The organism is Streptomyces sp. 1331.2, from assembly GCF_900199205.1.
Taxonomy (GTDB): domain Bacteria; phylum Actinomycetota; class Actinomycetes; order Streptomycetales; family Streptomycetaceae; genus Kitasatospora.
In genome coordinates this window covers 7,302,913-7,320,575 of the sequence record NZ_OBMJ01000001.1, presented here as the reverse complement: position 1 = coordinate 7,320,575, position 17,663 = coordinate 7,302,913, and the positions used below count along the sequence as shown (strand labels likewise).

General features: G+C 71.0%; 14 protein-coding genes and 1 pseudogene. 3 read left to right on the top strand and 12 right to left on the bottom strand.

Translation table 11 applies throughout. The features are described from left to right. Positions 1 to 19 precede the first annotated feature (19 nt). Positions 20 to 802, bottom strand: a complete 783-nt coding sequence (locus CRP52_RS38605; protein WP_097239537.1) for a hypothetical protein — start codon at positions 800 to 802, stop codon at positions 20 to 22. Between the two features lie 252 nt (positions 803 to 1,054). Here CRP52_RS38605 and CRP52_RS31735 point away from each other — a divergent pair, with 252 nt between their 5' ends. Both CRP52_RS31735 and CRP52_RS31730 read left to right on the top strand, forming a co-directional pair. Beyond that, positions 1,055 to 1,570 carry a SigE family RNA polymerase sigma factor gene (locus CRP52_RS31735; protein ID WP_097239536.1) on the top strand — a complete coding sequence of 172 codons (516 nt, stop codon included), beginning with the start codon at positions 1,055 to 1,057 and terminating at the stop codon, positions 1,568 to 1,570. Further along, positions 1,563 to 2,405, top strand: a complete 843-nt coding sequence (locus tag CRP52_RS31730) for a hypothetical protein (RefSeq protein ID WP_097239535.1) — start codon at positions 1,563 to 1,565, stop codon at positions 2,403 to 2,405. Before CRP52_RS31735 ends, CRP52_RS31730 begins: the two co-directional genes overlap by 8 nt. Positions 2,406 to 2,478: 73 nt before the next feature. On the opposite strand, the gene CRP52_RS31725 is transcribed toward CRP52_RS31730, so the two are convergent. From CRP52_RS31725 to CRP52_RS31675, 11 genes and pseudogenes are all read right to left on the bottom strand, one after another. Further along, positions 2,479 to 2,766, bottom strand: coding sequence for an antibiotic biosynthesis monooxygenase family protein (locus CRP52_RS31725; RefSeq protein ID WP_179852990.1), 288 nt, complete (start codon positions 2,764 to 2,766; stop codon positions 2,479 to 2,481). Between the two features lie 59 nt (positions 2,767 to 2,825). Then, the gene (locus CRP52_RS31720; RefSeq protein ID WP_097239533.1) at positions 2,826 to 3,752 is read right to left on the bottom strand and encodes an NADP-dependent oxidoreductase; all 927 of its coding nucleotides are present in this window, start codon (positions 3,750 to 3,752) and stop codon (positions 2,826 to 2,828) included. A 184-nt stretch (positions 3,753 to 3,936) separates the two neighbouring features. Continuing rightward, positions 3,937 to 4,908 carry a galactofuranose ABC transporter, permease protein YjfF gene (gene yjfF / locus CRP52_RS31715; RefSeq protein WP_179852989.1) on the bottom strand — a complete coding sequence of 324 codons (972 nt, stop codon included), beginning with the start codon at positions 4,906 to 4,908 and terminating at the stop codon, positions 3,937 to 3,939. Continuing rightward, a complete protein-coding gene (locus tag CRP52_RS31710; RefSeq protein WP_097239532.1) occupies positions 4,905 to 5,990 on the bottom strand; it encodes an ABC transporter permease in 1,086 nt (361 codons plus the stop codon). Before CRP52_RS31710 ends, yjfF begins: the two co-directional genes overlap by 4 nt. Beyond that, positions 5,987 to 7,513: a sugar ABC transporter ATP-binding protein gene (locus CRP52_RS31705; protein ID WP_097239531.1), complete on the bottom strand. Its 1,527-nt coding sequence runs from the start codon at positions 7,511 to 7,513 to the stop codon at positions 5,987 to 5,989. The genes CRP52_RS31710 and CRP52_RS31705 overlap by 4 nt, the downstream gene beginning before the upstream one ends. 141 nt (positions 7,514 to 7,654) lie before the next feature. Then, on the bottom strand, positions 7,655 to 8,635 hold the full coding sequence (locus CRP52_RS31700) for an ABC transporter substrate-binding protein (protein WP_097239530.1): 981 nt from the start codon (positions 8,633 to 8,635) through the stop codon (positions 7,655 to 7,657). 513 nt (positions 8,636 to 9,148) lie between these two features. Further along, entirely contained in the window at positions 9,149 to 10,498 is a 1,350-nt protein-coding gene (locus CRP52_RS31695; RefSeq protein ID WP_097239529.1) for an extracellular catalytic domain type 1 short-chain-length polyhydroxyalkanoate depolymerase, read from the bottom strand. A 127-nt stretch (positions 10,499 to 10,625) separates the two neighbouring features. After that, positions 10,626 to 12,986, bottom strand: a complete 2,361-nt coding sequence (locus CRP52_RS31690; protein WP_097240495.1) for a beta-glucosidase — start codon at positions 12,984 to 12,986, stop codon at positions 10,626 to 10,628. Between the two features lie 8 nt (positions 12,987 to 12,994). Next, positions 12,995 to 13,813, bottom strand: a complete 819-nt coding sequence (locus tag CRP52_RS31685; RefSeq protein WP_097239528.1) for a carbohydrate ABC transporter permease — start codon at positions 13,811 to 13,813, stop codon at positions 12,995 to 12,997. Continuing rightward, entirely contained in the window at positions 13,813 to 14,775 is a 963-nt protein-coding gene (locus CRP52_RS31680) for a carbohydrate ABC transporter permease (RefSeq protein WP_257032956.1), read from the bottom strand. The genes CRP52_RS31685 and CRP52_RS31680 overlap by 1 nt, the downstream gene beginning before the upstream one ends. 11 nt (positions 14,776 to 14,786) lie before the next feature. Continuing rightward, a pseudogene (locus CRP52_RS31675) lies at positions 14,787 to 16,078 on the bottom strand (ABC transporter substrate-binding protein). A 153-nt stretch (positions 16,079 to 16,231) separates the two neighbouring features. On the opposite strand from CRP52_RS31675, the gene CRP52_RS31670 reads away from it, so the two are divergent. Continuing rightward, entirely contained in the window at positions 16,232 to 17,257 is a 1,026-nt protein-coding gene (locus CRP52_RS31670) for a LacI family DNA-binding transcriptional regulator (RefSeq protein ID WP_097239526.1), read from the top strand. Positions 17,258 to 17,663 lie beyond the last annotated feature (406 nt).

The window sequence follows — 17,663 nt, the reverse complement described above, 5'->3', positions numbered from 1 at the left end:
GGGGTGCCTGGGGTGGTGGCTACGGGTGGGTGTTCTTGGTGGTGGGCTGGGTCTTCTGGTTGTAGAGCTCCTTGCCGTCCGCGTTGTAGGCGTGGACGTAGGGGGTCGGGGGGTGGGCGTTGGCGTCGGGGCCGGTGGAGATGGCCGCGGTGTAGGCGAAGGCGCCGTCTGCCATGACGGCCGGGTACTGGGTCGGGTCGTCGCCGTAGCTGATGGTGACCTTGGCGACCTCGGGTGTGAAGTGTCCGGCGCCCAGCGAGAGGTACTGCCCGGCACCGGTCGGGGTGCTGAAGCTGTCGAAGAACGAGATCAGGTGGCCGGTGCCCCACAGGCGGTCGTTGATGAACGTCGCGGGGACGGAGGTGCTGTGGCCCTTGTGGCCCTTCGACTCGCACTGCACGTACTGACCGGCGGAGTCGACGGCGATGACCACGCCGTCGGTGTCCGAGGAGGCGACGGGAGTGCGGACCGCGATCACCGCGTGGTACCGCGGCGCGTCGGACCCCAGGCAGGAACCCAGGATCCCGGCGACGGCCCCCGCATCGATCGGGGCCGTCGCCGTGCTGGTCACCGTGAAAGCCGCCGGGGTGGCCGTCACACCGGTAGCGGTCGAGCCGCTGCCGGAGGCCGGCGCGGTGGCGGGCTTGCTCTGGGCCGTGGGCGTGGCCGTGCGGGTGGAGGTGGGGGTGGGGGTGGGGGTGGGGGTGGAGGTGCCGGTTGCGGCCGTGGCCATTCCTCCCGCGGTCGCGATGGCCGCGGCGGCGACGGGGGCGGCGATGAGCATGATCGGGCGGATACGCATGAATCCGTGTCCTTTCCTGCGGGCGTCCGGTTGACGCCGGCTCCCCTGTACGCCTCCCGACGCCCGTCAGGTCACACCTCGCACACGTGATCCAGGTCATAGGCCGTGGGTGCAACCCCGGGACGGCGCCCGTGCGTACAGGGCGGGAGGCTTCACCCAGGACGCACGGCTTCACCGCCGCGGCCGAGTGGTGCCTCCTCGCGGGCCGCCTGTGCCGCGAGCTGACGGACAGTCCCGGAGGAGAGGCCCTTGATGACGCCACAGGAGTTCGACGCGTTCTACGCGGCGTCCTTCTCCCGCCTGACCGGGCAGCTCTACGCGCTCACCGGCAACTGGTCCGAAGCACAGGACGTGGTCCAGGAAGCCTTCATCCGGGCGTGGGACCGAAGGCGCAGCTTCGACCCGAACAGCGCCCCGGAGGCATGGATCCGGACCACCGCCCGGCGGCTGGCCCTGTCCCGCTGGCGACGCCTGGCCCGGGGCCTGCAGTTGGCCGCCGGCTACCACCACCGCCAAGCACCACCCACCGTCGAGCCGCCCACCGAGGAGCACCTGATGGTGGTGGCCGCGCTCCGCGAGCTGCCCGACGCGCAGCGGAGCGCCCTGGTCCTGCACCACATGTGCGACCTCTCCGTCGAGCAGGTCGCGGCCGAGACCGGCGCCAGCGTCAGCGCTGTCAAGAGCCGCCTCGCCCGCGGCCGGGCCGCGCTCGCGGCCGAACTCGCCGACCGGGCCCCGACCAGCGAGGAAGGAAAGCTCCGTGTCTGACCACGACCACGACACCCTCGGCGACCGGCTGCGGCTGCTCGGCACGCATGTCCCCGCACCGATCCTGCCCGCTGCGGAGATCCGCCGACGCGCCGACCGGCGCCGCCACCGCCGGCGCGCCCTGGGCGCGACCGCGGCCTGCACGGCGGCAGCCCTGTGCCTGGCCCTCCCGTCCGCGCTGCACTCGCCGGGACCACAACCCTCACCGGAACCGCCGCAAGGAGCAGCCACCACAGCCGCTTCCTCCGCGTCGGCTTCACCCCGCCCCCCGGCGGCTTTCACGGTGACCAGCACGGCGACGGCCCCGATCGATGCGGGGGCCGTCGCCGGGATCCTGGGTTCCTGCCTGGGGTCCGACGCGCCGCGGTACCACGCGGTGATCGCGGTCCGCACTCCCGTCGCCTCCTCGGACACCGACGGCGTGGTCATCGCCGTCGACTCCGCCGGTCAGTACGTGCAGTGCGAGTCGAAGGGCCACAAGGGCCACAGCACCTCCGTCCCCGCGACGTTCATCAACGACCGCCTGTGGGGCACCGGCCACCTGATCTCGTTCTTCGACAGCTTCAGCACCCCGACCGGTGCCGGGCAGTACCTCTCGCTGGGCGCCGGACACTTCACACCCGAGGTCGCCAAGGTCACCATCAGCTACGGCGACGACCCGACCCAGTACCCGGCCGTCATGGCAGACGGCGCCTTCGCCTACACCGCGGCCATCTCCACCGGCCCCGACGCCAACGCCCACCCCCCGACCCCCTACGTCCACGCCTACAACGCGGACGGCAAGGAGCTCTACAACCAGAAGACCCAGCCCACCACCAAGAACACCCACCCGTAGCCACCACCCCAGGCACCCCGTGGTGCAACGGCCGCCCCGGCGGTAGCGCCCGCCGGGCTCGGGGCGGCTCGCGTCAGACGAGGGCGTAGGCCTCGGCCTGGCGGTCGATGAGGTGCGGGGTGATGCCGGCGAGGACCAGTCGCTGGTAGGGCGCGCTCTCGCGGTGGGCGGCCAGCGCGTTCTCGTCCTCGTACTCGGCGAAGACGACGAAGGCGCCTTGGTCCCGCAGGGAGCGGACCACCCGGAAGGAGAGCACGCCGGGCTCGGTGAGCGCGGCCTCGGTGACGGCGGGGAGCAGGTCGGCGACGTGCTGCTCGGCGCCGGTGTCGGCGAGCCAGTCGGTGATCACGACGAGGGACACGGCGGGTCCTTCCGGGTGGTGCGGAACGGTCCTGGTGAGGGGCGGTTCGGGCGGAGGGGTCAGGGGACGGTGACGACGATCTTGCCGCGGGTGTGGCCGGCGGCGTTGAGGCGCTGGGCGTCGGCCGCCTGCTCCAGCGGGAACGTCGCCGCGACCTCGACGGTGAGCCGGCCGCTCTCGACGAGGTCGGTCAGGGCGGTGAGGTCGGCGGCGTCGGGGCGCACGAAGACGTAGTGGCCGCCGAGGCCGAGGACGGCGCCGTCGGCGACGGAGGCGAGGCGGCCGCCTTCGGCGAGCAGCTCCGGCGAGATCCGGAGGGCTTCGCCGCCCACCAGGTCGAGTACGGCGTCGACGCCCTCCGGCGCCAGCGCGCGGACGCGGTCGGCCAGGCCATCGCCGTAGGCCACCGGCTCGGCGCCGAGGGTGCGCAGGTAGTCGTGGTTGCGCTCGCTCGCGGTGCCGATCACCCGGGCACCGAGGGCGACGGCGATCTGGACGGCGAGTGAGCCGACCCCGCCGGCGGCCGCGTGGACCAGGACGGTGTCGCCCGGCTTGACTTCCAGGGCTCGGGTCAGCGCCTGGTAGGCGGTGAGGCCCGCCAGGGGCAGGCCGGCGGCCTGGGCGAAGTCGAGGTTGGCGGGCTTGCGGGCGACGGTGCGCACGGGCGCGGCGACGTACTCGGCGAAGGTGCCGCGGCGCACCATGTCCTCGCGGACGTAGCCGATCACCTCGTCGCCCGGCATGAACTCGGTGACTCCGACGCCGACCCGCTCCACGACACCGGAGACGTCCCAGCCCGGGATCACGGGGAAGACCACGTCCATGGCGGCGTCGAGGTAACCGGCCTGGATCTTCCAGTCGACCGGGTTGACCGAGGCCGCCGCCACGCGGACCAGGACGGAGTCCGGGCCGAGCTTGGGCTCGGGCACGTCCCCGTACTCCAGGACGTCCGGTCCGCCGTAGCTGCGGTAGGTGATGGCCTTCATGGGTGGTGCTCCTCGCAAGAAGTATTGACTCACTCGATGGTTCATCCCATTAAGTAATACCGAAACGGTAGGACTGAACAGTTGAGGATGTCAAGTAATTCTCCGCAGCGCGCTTCCGGGCAGCGCGAACCGCCCGGCCACGCGTGGTGGCCGGGCGGCGACGATGGTCAAGGGCGCCTCACGGTCAGCGCCGGCGGGCGGTGACCAGGCGCTGCAGGACGATGAAGACGAACAGCAGGGCGCCGATGACGATCCGGGTCCACCAGGAGCTGAGGGTGCCCTGGAAGCTGATCACGGTCTGGATCAGGCCGAGCACCAGCACGCCGAGCAGGGTGCCCAGCACGTAGCCGGAGCCGCCGGTCAGCAGGGTGCCGCCGATGACGACCGCGGCGATCGCGTCGAGTTCCAGGCCCACCGCGTGCAGGCCGTAGCCGGACAGCATGTAGAAGGTGAGCAGGACGCCGCCGAGTGCGGAGCAGAAACCGCTGATCGCGTAGACGGTGGTCTTGGTGCGCTGCACCGGCAGGCCCATCAGCAGCGCGGACTGCTCGCTGCCGCCGAGCGCGTACACGTTGCGGCCGAGCCGGGTGTAGTGCAGGACCACGAATCCGGCGGCGACCACCAGCAGGGCGACCAGCGCGCTCGGCGAGACGAACAGGTCACCGAGCGGGATCCGGGTCTGCGCCATGGCGGTGTACTGCGGGTCGGTGATGGAGATCGACTCGACGCTGATCGTGTAGCACAGGCCGCGGGCCAGGAACATGCCGGCCAGGGTGACGATGAACGGCTGGATCTCGAACACGTGGATGATCCAGCCCATCAACCAGCCGCCCGCGGTGCCCATCAGCAGGACCAGCGGGATCACCAGCAACGGCGGCCAGCCGTGCTGTTCGACCAGCCAGGCGGAGACCATGGTGGACAGCGCCACCACCGCGCCGACCGACAGGTCGATGCCGCCGGTCAGCACGACGAAGGTCATGCCGACCGCGACGACCAGCAGGAACGCGTTGTCGATCAGCAGGTTGAGCACGACCTGGCCGGAGAAGAAGCCGTCGTACTGCGCCGAGCCGACGCCGAACATCGACACCAGCAGGACCGCGGTGACCAGCAGCGGGATCTGGCCGCGCAGGCGGGTCAGCAGGGCATTGGCGTTCATGCGCCGACCTCCCGGTTGGTGCGGGCCGCGGTGTGCGACCCGGTGTTGCGCCGGGTCCGCGTGCCACGGGCGGCCAGCTTGGCTCGGAACTTGGGCGACTGGACGAGGCAGACCGCGATCACGACGAACGCCTTGAACACCAGGGTGGTCTCCGGCGGGATGCCGATGGTGTAGACGGTGGTGGAGAGGGTCTGGATGATGAGCGCGCCCAGCACGGTGCCGCCGATCGAGAACCGGCCGCCGTTCAGCGAGGTCCCGCCGAGCACCACCGCGAGGATGGCGTCCAGCTCGATCCACAGCCCGGCGTTGTTGCCGTCGGCGGCCGAGACGTTGGAGGACACCATCAGGCCGGCCAGCGCCGCGCACAGCGCGCTGAACACGTAGACCAGGGCCACCAGGCGCATCGCCCGGATGCCGACCAGCCGGCTGGCCACCGGGTTGCCGCCGACGGACTCCAGCAGCAGCCCGAGCGCGGTGGAGCGGGTCAGCAGCACGGTGGCCAGCACCACGAGGGCGCTGAGCAGGATCGCGAACGGCATGGTCAGCCAGTAGCCGCCGCCGATCATCTTGTACGGGTCGCTGGTGACGGTGATGATCTGGCCGTCGGTGATCAGCTGGGCCACACCGCGTCCGGCGACCATCAGGATCAGGGTGGCGATGATCGGCTGGACGCCGACCCTGGCCACCAGCAGCCCGTTGACCGTGCCGAGCACCAGGGCGGTGCCCAGCGCGATGCCGAGGGCGGTCAGCACGGTGCCGAGGCCGCCCGGGTCGGACGACTCGCTGATGTGCAGGCAGGCCAGGGCGCCGGAGATCGCGACGGTGGAACCGACCGACAGGTCGATGCCGCCGGTGGCGATCACCAGGGTCATGCCCAGGGACACCAGGATCAACGGGGCGCCGAAGTGCAGGATGTCGATCAGGGAGCCGTAGAGGTGGCCGCCCTGGACGTGGACGGCGAAGAAGTCGGGGGTGAAGGCGAGGTTGGCGACCAGGAGCACGACCAGCACCGCGGCCGGCCAGAACAACCGGGACCGGGTCACCGCCTTCACCGGGCTCGCCGCCGCCGTTGCCGTACTCACTGGTGCGCTCCGCTCGCGATGGTGGCCATGACGCGCTCCGGGGTGAGCGCGCCGTCGTTGTCGAGCTGGGCGACCATCCGGTGGTCGCGCAGCACGCCGATCCGGTGGCTGAGCCGCAGCACCTCCTCCAGTTCGGCGGAGATGAACAGGACCGCCATGCCGTCCTCGGCGAGGTTCGCCACCAGCTTCTGGATCTCGGCCTTGGCCCCGATGTCGATGCCCCGGGTGGGTTCGTCGAGGATCAGCAGCTTGGGGTCCGTGATCAGCCAGCGGGCGAGCAGCACCTTCTGCTGGTTGCCGCCGCTGAGGTTGCGCACCAGCGCCTCGGGGTTGCCGGGGCGGATGTCCAGCGCGCGGATCCAGCGCAGCGCGTACTCGTCCTGCGCGGAGCGCGACAGCGGGCGGATCCAGCCGCGGGAGGCCTGGAGCGCGAGCACGATGTTCTCGCGGACGGTCAGCTCGCCGACCAGGCCCTCGGTCTTGCGGTTCTCGGAGCAGAACGCGATGCCGTGGGCGATCGCGTCACGTGGGCTGCGCAGCGCGGTGACGGCGCCCTCGATCCGCAGGGTGCCGCCGTCGCTCTGGTCGGCTCCGAACAGCAGCCTGGCGGCCTCGGTCCGTCCGGAGCCCAGCAGCCCGGCCAGGCCGATCACTTCGCCGGGCCGGATGTCCAGGTCGTACGGCTCGACGGCTCCGCGCCGGGTCAGCCCGTCGGCCTCCAGGAACGCTGCCCCGCTCTGAGCCGGCGCGGTGCGTTCGCGCCGCTTGCCGCCGCCGAGCTGGTCGAGTCCGGCGAGTTCGGCGCCGATCATCCGGGAGACGAGTTCGACCTGGTTCAGCTCGCTGGTCAGGTACTCGCCTTCCAGCCGGCCGTTGCGCAGCACGGTCATCCGGTCGCAGATCTCGTAGATCTGGTCGAGGAAGTGCGAGACGAACAGGATCGCCACGCCCTGGTCGCGCAACCGCCGCATGACGGCGAAGAGTTGGCGCACCTCGTCGCGGTCCAGGCTGGAGGTCGGCTCGTCCAGGATCAGCACCTTGGCGGAGACGTCCACCGCGCGGACGATCGCCACCAGCTGCTGGACGGCGATGGAGTAGCTGTTCAGCGGTGCGCTGACGTCGATGTCCAGGTCCAGCTCGCGGACCAGCTCGGCGGCCCGGCGGCGCATCTCGGCCCAGTTGATCAGGCCGAACCGGCGGGGTTCGCGCCCGATGAAGATGTTCTCCGCGACCGACAGGTTCGGGCAGAGGTTCACCTCCTGGTAGACCGTGCTGATGCCGGCCTCCTGTGCCTGCAGCGGCCCGGCGACCCGCACCGGCTCGCCGGCCAGCGCCACTTCGCCGCCGTCCGACTGGTAGACGCCGGTGAGCACCTTGATCAGCGTGGACTTCCCGGCGCCGTTCTCCCCCATCAGGGCGTGCACCTCGCCGGGGAAGAGCCGGAAGTCGACCCCGTCCAGCGCCACCACCCCGGGGAACTCCTTGCGGATCCCCCGGACTTCCAGGACCGGTTGCTGCCGCACCCCGGTTCTCCTCTCGTGTTTCCCGGGCACCTCGTGCCTCCCGGGCCTTTCGCGTCTCCCGGACGCGTCCCGCCCTCGGGCGGTCCGGTCCGGACCGTGCGGGGCCTGAGCACAGGAACGGCCCCGCACGGTCGGGGTGGGTCAGTACTGGCGGTTCGGCAGGGCCGCGGTGGCCTGCTCGGGGGTGAAGGTGCCCTCCTCCGTCTTGATCCGGCGCGGCACCTGCTCACCCGCCTTGACCTTCTTCGCCAGGTCCATCAGCTGGTCGCCGAGCAGCGGGTTGCACTCGACATCGAAGTTGATCTTTCCCTGGCTCATCGCGGTGAAGGCGTCCTTGACGCCGTCCACCGAGACGATCTTGATGTCGGTGCCCGGCTTCTTGCCGGCCTCCTCGATCGCCTGGATCGCGCCGAGCGCCATGTCGTCGTTGTGCGCGTACAACACGTCGATCTTCGGCTGGGACTTCAGGAAGGCCTGCATGACCTCCTTGCCCTTGGCGCGGGTGAAGTCGCCGGTCTGCGAGGCGACCACCTTGAACTTGGGCTCGCCCTTGACGGCGTCCGCGAAGCCGGACTTGCGGTCGTTGGCCGGCGCCGAACCGGTGGTGCCCTCCAGCTGGACGACGTTCACGTCACCGCTGGCGGCCGCGTACTCCTTGACCAGCCAGTCGCCGGCCTTCTTGCCCTCCTCGACGAAGTCCGAGCCGAGGAAGGAGGCGTAGAGCGACTCGTCCTTGGAGTCCACCGCCCGGTCGGTCAGGATGACCGGGATGTGCGCGTCCTTGGCCTCCTTCAGGACGGTGTCCCAACCCGACTCCACCACCGGCGAGAAGGCGATCACGTCGACCTTCTGCTGGATGAACGAGCGGATCGCCTTGATCTGGTTCTCCTGCTTCTGCTGCGCGTCGGAGAACTTCAGCTCGATGCCGGCCTTCTTCGCCGCCTCCTGGATCGACTTGGTGTTGGCAGTGCGCCAACCGCTCTCCGCGCCGACCTGCGAGAAGCCCACGACGAGCTTGTGGCCGGAACCCTGGCCGGCCGAGCCTCCGCCGCCGGAACCACAGGCGGCGAGGACGGCGACCATCGCACCGGCAACCAGAACCGACGCAACTCTCTTGGACATGTGGGGACTTCCTCTCGGGATCGTCGATCGCACGGACGGCGGCAACGGCCCGCGTTCACGGGGTGGGGCGAAACGACTGGGGGCGAGGTGCGGCCCAGGGGCGGCGCGACACCATCTCGTCCAGCGGGGCGCGGTGGTGACGCTGTTGCACTTGAGACGAGATTGTTAGCGCTAACAATCGGGTCGACAAGACCCGCCCCCGCCCGTTACCCAATCTTGACCTGCGGCGCGACGAGACCCTGGCCAATTTCCGGTCTGTTACGGCCTCTTGACGCCCCGATGGCCGGGCCGGCTTCGTGTCGACGATGGGAGCGCTCCCATTCACCGGGCTCCCCTGCTCCGGCTCCTGGGCGCCACCGCGTTCGGCCCGGCTGCGCGGCTGCCCGCCGCACCGTGACGGTACGGCGGGCAGGCCTGTTCCCGGAGCCGGCCGGGGGCGGGAACGGGCGGCGGCGGGACTTCGTCACGGCCGACCGGTCACAGCCGGGCGCGCGGGGAGTCACTCGCCCGGTGTCATCCCAGCTTCCACTGCTGGTTGCTGCCGCCGCTGCAGGTCCACAGCTGGACCGGCGTGCCGTCGCCGGTGGCCAGACCGGCCACGTCCAGGCAGAGCCCCGACTGCACCCCGGTGACGGTGCCGTTCGGGTTCAGCTGCCACTGCTGGTTGGCCTGGCCGTTGCAGGACCAGACGATCGCCTTGGTGCCGGGGCTGGTGCCGTGCGCCTCGGCGTCCAGGCACAGCGTGCTGCCGCCCACTGTCACGGTCAGCTGGTTCGAGGCCGTCCGGGTCCAGGTCTGGTTCGCACCGCCGTTGCACGGGTAGATCTGCTGCTGCGTGCCGAGCGTCGTGCCGTTCGCGTCGGTGAGGCACTTGCCCGCGGCCACCGCCTTCAGTGCGCCGGTCGTGCCGCCGCCGGACGTCCCCCCGTCCAGGCCCATGAAGTGGACGGCAGTGGCCGCCATGGCCGTACCCTGCACCGGCAGTTGGTGCCCGGCCCCGGCGATGCTGTACGCCTCGACCTGGGTGACGCCGGCGCTGTTGTCGTACCGGGTGCGGTTCCAGTTCGCGGCGGGGGTGTCGGTGGCCGAGGGGGTCTGGCTCACGCCGAGGACGTCGGTCCACTCCTTGATCTCTTCACCGAGGTTGTTGTGGCTGAGGGTGGTGTCGGCGGTCCCGTGCCACAGCTGCACCCGCGGACGCGGACCGGTGTAGCCGCGATCGGCACCACGCACCAGACTGCCCCACTGCTGCGGAGTCATGGAGACCTGCCCCTGGGCGCAGGGGCCGTTCCAGCCGCGGACGGTGCCGGTGTAGAAGCAGTGGTACGGCACGCCCATGAACGCCGCGCCCGCCTTGAACACGTCGGGGTAGTCGGCGAGCATCACGTTCGTCATCATCCCGCCCGACGACTCCCCGGTCACGTACACGGCGTCGGCGTTGCCGCCGTAGTGCTGCTCCGCGTAGGTGATCATCGACATCAGCCCGACCGGGTCACTGCCGCCGTTGCGGGTCAGCGCCTGGTCGGAGGAGACGTCCCAGCAGCTCCCGCTGGGGTTCGTCGAGGGGTAGATGACGAGGAACCCGTACCGGTCGGCCAGCGACCCGAAGTCGGTGCTGGAGTACATGTAGGGCCCGGTCCCCTGGCACCCGTGCAGGGCCAGCAGGATCGGCGGGTTGGGCCTGACGTTGTTCGGCACGTACAGGTGCATCAGCAGCCCGGTCGGGTTGGTGCCGAAGTTCGTGATCTGGGTCAGCGACGCGGCGGCGGCCTGCGGGGCCGCCTGCAGGCTCAGGCCGACCGCGAGGCCGACCGCGGCGAGCAGGCCCAGTAAGCGGGACGTCAACGAGCGGAAGCGGAACACGGGATCTCTCCGTTCGAGTGTGTCGTGGGTGGGAAGGAGGTCCTGGGTGCCACCACCTGCGGTGCCACCACCCGCGGTGCCACCGGGTACGGCCGCCACCGCGGAGGAACCTCCACCGGTACTCGGGTCAGGCGGAGTGGAACGTCGGGTGCAGGCGCCGGGTGTGGTCCAGGACGCGGACCGGCCCCTCCAGTCGGACGGTCGCGGTGAGCCGGATGTCGGTACTGGAGGCGGCGACGCGCAGCTCCAACTCCCCCGGCTCGACGATGCGTCGCCCGTCGCGTCCGGTGAAGGACGCGAGGTCCGCCGGGACGACGACCCGCAGCCGGGTCTGCGTGCCCGCGGCGAGGGTGACCCGCCGGTAGCCGATCAGCCGCTGCACCGGCTGGACCACGCTGGCGACCGGGTCGTGCAGGTAGAGCTGGACGGTCTCGCTGCCGGTCCGGTCGCCGGTGTTGCGCAGGGTGAAGGCGAGGCCGACCGCCCCGTCGGTCGCGGTGGTCGCCTGCTCCACCTCCAGGTCGGTCCAGGCGAAGGTCGTGTAGCCGATGCCGTGCCCGAACCCGAACGCCGGGGTGGGGTCGGTGCTGGACACCTCGCTCGGACCGGCCAGTCGGGCGGCGAGGTAGGTGGAGGGCTGGACGCCCGGGCGGGCCGGGATGCTGACGGGCAGCCGGCCCGAGGGGTCGGTCCGTCCGCTGAGCACGGCGGCGACCGCCTCGGTGCCGGCCTCGCCCGGGAAGAAGGTCTGCACCAGGGCCGCCGCCTCGGTCACCGCGCGCCCCAGCGCGTAGGGACGGCCGGCCAGCAGCACCGGCACGACCGGCGTGCCGGTGTCCAGCAGGGCGTCGAGCAACTGCTGCTGCACGCCGGGCAGTTGCAGGGACTCGGCGTCGCAGCCCTCACCGCTGGTGCCGCGCCCGAACAAGCCGGCCCGGTCGCCCAGGGCGACGATCGCGACATCGGCGCTCCGGGCCGCCTCGACGGCCTCGGCGAAGCCGGAGGTGTCGGCCCCGTCGATGCTCGCCCCGGCCACGGTCCGGAGCTCGCTACCGGGGAACTCCGCCGCCAACGCCTGTCGCAGCGTCGGCAGTTCGATGCCGATCGGGACGTCGGGGTGCTGGCCGCCGACGTGCACCGGGAAGGCGTAGCAGCCGAGCACCGAGGTCGGGGTGTCGGCGTTGGGGCCGATCAGCGCGATCCGGCGGGGGTGGCGCAGCGGCAGGGTGCCGTCGTTGCGCAGCAGCACCACGGCCTGCTCGGCGATCTCCCGGGCCAGGGCGCGGTTCTCCGGGCCGTCCAGGTCGACCGAGCCGCGCAGCCTGGCCGGGTCGTCGAGCGGGCGGCCGGAGAGCGCCGCCGGGACGGCGTCCCAGTCCTCGTCCAGCAGGCCGAGTTGGGCCTTCTGCACCAGCACCCGGCGCAGCGCCCGGTCGACCAGCGCCTCGGACACCGTCCCGTCCTCGACGGCGCGCAGCAGCGGCTCGCCGAAGGTCTTGACCGTCGGCAGCTCCACGTCCACGCCACTGGCCAGGGCGAGGGCCGCCGCCTCGGCCCAGTCCCCGGCGACGCCGTGCAGCAGCTTGAGGAAGGCGATGCCGAAGTAGTCGGCGACCACCGTCCCCTCGAAGCCCCAGGTGTCGCGCAGCAGCCCGGTGAGCAGCGCCTCGTCGGCGGCCGAGGGGACGCCGTCGGTGTCGGTGTAGGCGTGCATGACCGACCGGGGGCGGCCCTCGCGCACCGCCATCTCGAAGGGCGGGAGGATCACGTCGGCGCGTTCGCGGGTGCCCATGCCCACGGGGGCGAGGTTGCGTCCGGCGCGCGAGGCGGAGTAGCCGGCGAAGTGCTTGAGCGTGGCCACGATCCCGGCGGACTCCAGGCCCTGGACGTAGGCGGTGGCCACCGTGCCGACCAGGTAGGGGTCTTCGCCGATGGTCTCCTCGACCCGGCCCCAGCGGGCGTCGCGGACGACGTCGAGGACGGGGGCCAGGCCCTGGTGGATGCCGACCGCGCGCAGGTCGCGCCCGATGGCGGCAGCCATCCGCCGGATCAGGTCCGGATCGAAGGTGGCGCCCCAGGAGAGCGGCACCGGGTAGGCGGTGGCGCCCCAGGCGGCGAACCCGGCCAGGCACTCCTCGTGCGCGAGGGCGGGGATGCCGAACCGGTTGGCGGCGGCGATGCGCTGCTGACTGCGGGCGAGCGAGAGCGCGCCCAGCGCCGGGTCGACCGGTGCCGTGCCGAAGGGCCGGGTCAACTGGCCGAGTCCGGACGGGAGCAGGTCGTCGAGGTCGGGTGCCTCCTCCATGTCGTGTTGGTGCGGGGCGACGTCGCCGCCCTCGTCGGAGGCGCCGACCCAGACGCCGACGAGCTGGGCCAGTTTCTCCGGCAGCGTCATCTCGGCGATCAGGGCGTGCGCGCGTTCCTCGGGGCTGAGCGCGCGGTCGCGCCAGCGGTCGGTCGGTTCAGCGGACGGGGCGGCGAGGTTCATGGTGCCGGTCACTTCCCTCCGACGCCCATGAGGCCCTGGACCAAGGCACGTCGGGCGAACAGGTAGACGACGAAGACGGGGAGCATCGACAGCACGACGGCGCTCAGCAGCCCGGGCACGTCGACGCCGTGCTCGGTCTGGAAGTCGTACAGGCCGAGGGTGATGACCTTGGTGCTCTCCGACTGGGTGAGGATCAGCGGGAACAGGAAGCCGTTCCACGCCTGCAGGGCGGCGAAGACCACGACGGACGACAGGCCGCCCCTGGACAGCGGCAGCACCAGCTGCCAGAAGACCCGCCACGGCGAGGCGCCGTCCATGGCCATGGCCTCGTAGAGCTCGCCGGAGATGTCCCGCATGGCGCCGGTGAGGACCAGCGTGCACACCGGCAGGCAGAACGCGGCGGTGGGCAGGATGACGCCGATCAGGTGGTCGTAGAGGCCGGCCTTGCTGATGACGTAGAACATCGGCACGATCACGGCCTGCGCCGGGATCGCCAGCCCCAGCAGGAAGATCCGGAAGACCGTGCCGATGGTCCGGCCCCGGGCCCGCACGATGGCGTAGGCGAGCGGGGGCACCACGAGCAGCACGATGGCGACCACGCTCACGGTGACCACGAGCGTGTTGAGGAAGTCCCGGCCGAAGCCGTTGGAGAAGTCGTCGAGGTAGTTCTGCAGGGTCAGCTCGGAGGGGAAGGTGAGCGGGCCCTGCGAGGAGTAGTCGGAGCGGGTCCGGAACGTGGAGATCAGCAGGACGTACAGCGGGAAGCCCACCAGGGCCAGCCAGACCAGCGAGCCGAGCCCGGCGAGGTGGTTGGGGCGCCGGCGCATCACAGTCCCTCCGTGGTGCTGCGCATCCGGTCGTAGCCGGACAGGCGCACGACGGCGAGCGAGATCAGCGTGGCGGCCACCACGAGGACCAGGGCGATCGCCGAGCCTGCGCCGAAGTCGAAGCTCTTGAAGGCCTGTTGGTACATGTAGTAGGCGCTGTTGGTGGTGTCGGTGCCGGGACCGCCCTGGGTGAGGATGAGGACGGTGTCGAAGGTGGTGAGTCCGCCGACCACCATCAGGATCACCGAGGTGATGGCGGTGTTCCGCAGCTGCGGCAGGGTGATGTGGAAGAACTGACGCACCTTGCCCGCGCCGTCGATCGACGCGGCCTGGTAGAGCACCTGCGGGATCGCCCGGGCGCCGCCCTGGTAGAGCAGGGCGTGCATGGGCGTCCACTGCCACATGCCGACGAAGGTGAGCACCGCGATGGCGCTTCCCTGACTTCCCATCAGATTGCCGTCGCCGAACAGCCATTCCAGTTCCGATGACACGCCGAAGTTGGGATCCAGGATGGCGCGCCAGACCACCGAGACCGCGGTCGCGGACAGCAGCAGCGGGACGAAGAAGATCGCGGACAGCACGGCGCGGTTGCGCTGGTGACCGGCCGCCCACACGCCCAGCAGGAGGCTCACCGGGGTCTGCACGACCACGCCGGCCGCGGTCAGCAGCAGGGTCAGCCAGACGCTCTGCGTCATCACCGGGTCGTGCAGCAGCCTGGTCCAGTTGGCGAGGCCGTTGAACCGGGGGGCGTCGACGCCGTTCCAGCTGGTGAAGGAGAGCACCGCCACCAGCACCAGCGGCACGATCGCGAAGAGCAGGAAGAACACCGTCGCGGGTACGGCCCAGACGAGGCCCGGGCGGGTCACCCCGACGCCGGACCGGCTCGCCGCCCGGGGGCGGGGAACCGGTCCGGCACCCCGCCGACGGCGGCCGGACGCGGACACGAAGGAGGAAGCACTCATGGCGGTTCCCCTCAGGAGGCGGGCAGGGCCTGCATGGCCTTGGCGAAGCCGTCCACGTCGAGCTTGCCGTCGAAGAACTGCTGGACGGCGGTGTGGATCGGCGCGTTGGCGGCCGGCGGGTACGCCTGGTCCCAGGACAGCTGGAACGAGGGGCGGCCTTGACCAGGTCGTACTGGTACTTCGAGTAGTCGGGGTTGGCCGCGGTGCCGAGGAACTGCTCGGTGTTGGTGGTGGTCGGCAGGTTGCCGATCGCCAGCTGCGCCTTCACGAACTCGTCGGAGTACATGAGCTTCAGGAAGGCGGCCGCCGCCTCGGGGTGCTTGCTCTTCTTCAGCACCGAGTAGAAGTTGTTGGTGTTGCCGACCACGTTGGCCGGGTCGCCCTTGCCGCCGGGGATGCCGGGGAACCTGCCGTACCCGAGGGCGCCCTTGGCGAAGTCGGGGTTGGCGTCCTGCTGGGTGGCGTACTCCCAGGAGCCCATCAGCTCGAAGGCCGCCTTGCCCTTGGCGAGCAGGGCCGGGGAGCCGCCGTCGGTGAACTTGACCGAGTCGAAGTTCGAGCCGAACGCGCCGGCGTCGACCAGCTGCTTGAGCATGCCCAGGGCCTTCTTGGCGTCCTCGCTCTCCCAGGCGCCTTTGTCGCCGGACAGCGCCTTCTGGAACAGCTCGGGGCCCGCGACGCGGTCGAAGACGTACTCGTACCACATCAGGGTCGGCCACTGGTCACCACCGCCGAGGGCGAACGGGGTGACGCCCTTGGCCTTGAGCACCCGGACGGCGTCGAGCAGGTCGTCCCAGGTCTTCGGGACGCCCAGGCCCGCGTCGGCCAGCACCTTCTTGTTGTGGAACAGCAGCACGGGCTGGGTGCCGCGCATCGGGATGCCGTAGGACTTGCCGTCGATCACCGCGGTGTTGAACACCGAGGGCAGGAAGTTGCTCTTCAGCCCCGGGTCCGCGGCGATCATGTCGTCCAACGGGAGCAGCAGGCCGGACTTCACGTAGGGCTGGATGCTGCCGCCGCCCCAGTTGAAGAAGACGTCCGGCGCCTGCGGGGTGTTGATGACGGTGTTGAGCTTGGCCTGGTAGTCCGCGCCGGGGATGGTGTCCAGGACGGCCTTGACCTTCGAGGTCTTGTTGAAGGTCTCGACCAGTTGCTTCTCGACCTTGTTGCTGGCGTCCCCGTAGACCAGCACGTGGATCGTGCCGGAGTCCCCGCCGGCGGAGGACCCGCCACTGCCGCAGGCGGTCATCCCCACCATGGCCGCGGCCAGACCGAGCGCACCGACTAACGTGCGTCGCTTCATCAGCAGTCTCCTAAAGTTTCGATCCGCTTCTCGAAATCCACGCTGCGCCGGACGCTAGGTTGCGGAGACGTTTCGGGTCAATCCCTCGTACCGAGGGTTACTGAAGCGTGATGCGTCAACTGCCCTGCGCCGCCCGTGTCCTATGCTGCGTCCATGGAAAAGGGCGATGAACTGGGGCGGGTGACGCTGGCCGACATCGCGCGCGAGGCCGAGGTCTCCGTTTCGACGGTTTCGAAGGTCCTCAACGGCCGCACCGATGTCTCGGCGCCCACCCGTGTCCGCGTCGAGCGGATCCTGCGCGCCCACGACTACCGGCGCGCCGCGCGCAGCAGTGCCGAGGCGCCCCTGGTCGAGATCGTCTTCCACGAGCTCGACAGCCTCTGGGCGATGGAACTCCTGCGCGGCGTCGAGGCCGTGGCGAGCGAGCACGGGGCCGCCATGGTGGTCACCCGCAGCGGTTCACGCCACGCCCCGGGAGCGGAGTGGATCGAGGCGGTGCTGCGCCGGCGCCCCCTCGGAGTCGTCCTGGTCTTCTCCAGCCTGCCGCCCGAGCTGAAGCGCCAACTGTGGGCGCGGTCCATCCCGTTCGTGATCATCGACCCGGCCGGCAACCCGGATCCGGACGTGCCCTCGGTGGGCTCGGCGAACTGGGCCGGCGGTCTCGCCGCCACCCGGCACCTGATCGAACTCGGCCACCGGCGCATCGCCATCGTCACCGGCCCCGCGGACACCCTCTGCTCGCTGGCCCGACTGGACGGCTACCGCTCGGCGATGTCCATGGCCGGCCTACGGGTCGACCCCGCCCTGACCGCCTTCGGCGATTTCCACGCGGAGGGCGGATTCGCCCGCGCCAAGCGGTTGTTGGAGCTCCCGAAGCCGCCTACCGCGATCTTCGCCGGCAGCGACCTGCAGGCGCTCGGCGTCATGGAGGCCGCCCGGGTCTGCGGCCTGCGCGTGCCCGAGGACCTGTCCGTCGTCGGCTACGACGACCTGGACATCGCCCAGTGGAGCAGCCCCGCACTGACCACCGTCCGCCAACCCCTGCGCGAGATGGGCGAACAGGCGACCCGCCTGATCCTCGCCCTGCGCACCGGGGAGGCCCCGGCGACACCCACCCGGCTCGAACTCTCGACCACCCTGGTGGTGCGCTCCAGCACCGTGCCGCCCGGCCGGCGCTGAGCCGGGCACGGTCCGGCTGACGCCGAGCCGGTACGGCCCGGGCCTTCCCGGCGGCTTCGACTCCGAAACTTTCGAAACGCCGGTCTGCCGCCGGACCTGCCCGTGGACCCCCTATGCTCCCCGCCACCAGGGCCGACGCCGCCCAACGTCCCCATTCGCCGGGGCCAGACCGGGGCGAACCTGTCGAAGTTTTGACCGAAAGCGTTGACAGCCTCTCGGACGCGGGCCAACACTGTCGCCGTCGACAAGTCCGAACTGCGGCCTCGGATCGGGGTCGTGTTCGCCAAACCACCGTCGGGTCACCGGCGTTGGTGACCGGTCGACTCCGTGCACCGCCTTCGCGACGCCGTCGGGCACCTCCTGACGACGCGCATCGCCTTGCCTGAGGGTCCGCCTGGACATGTCG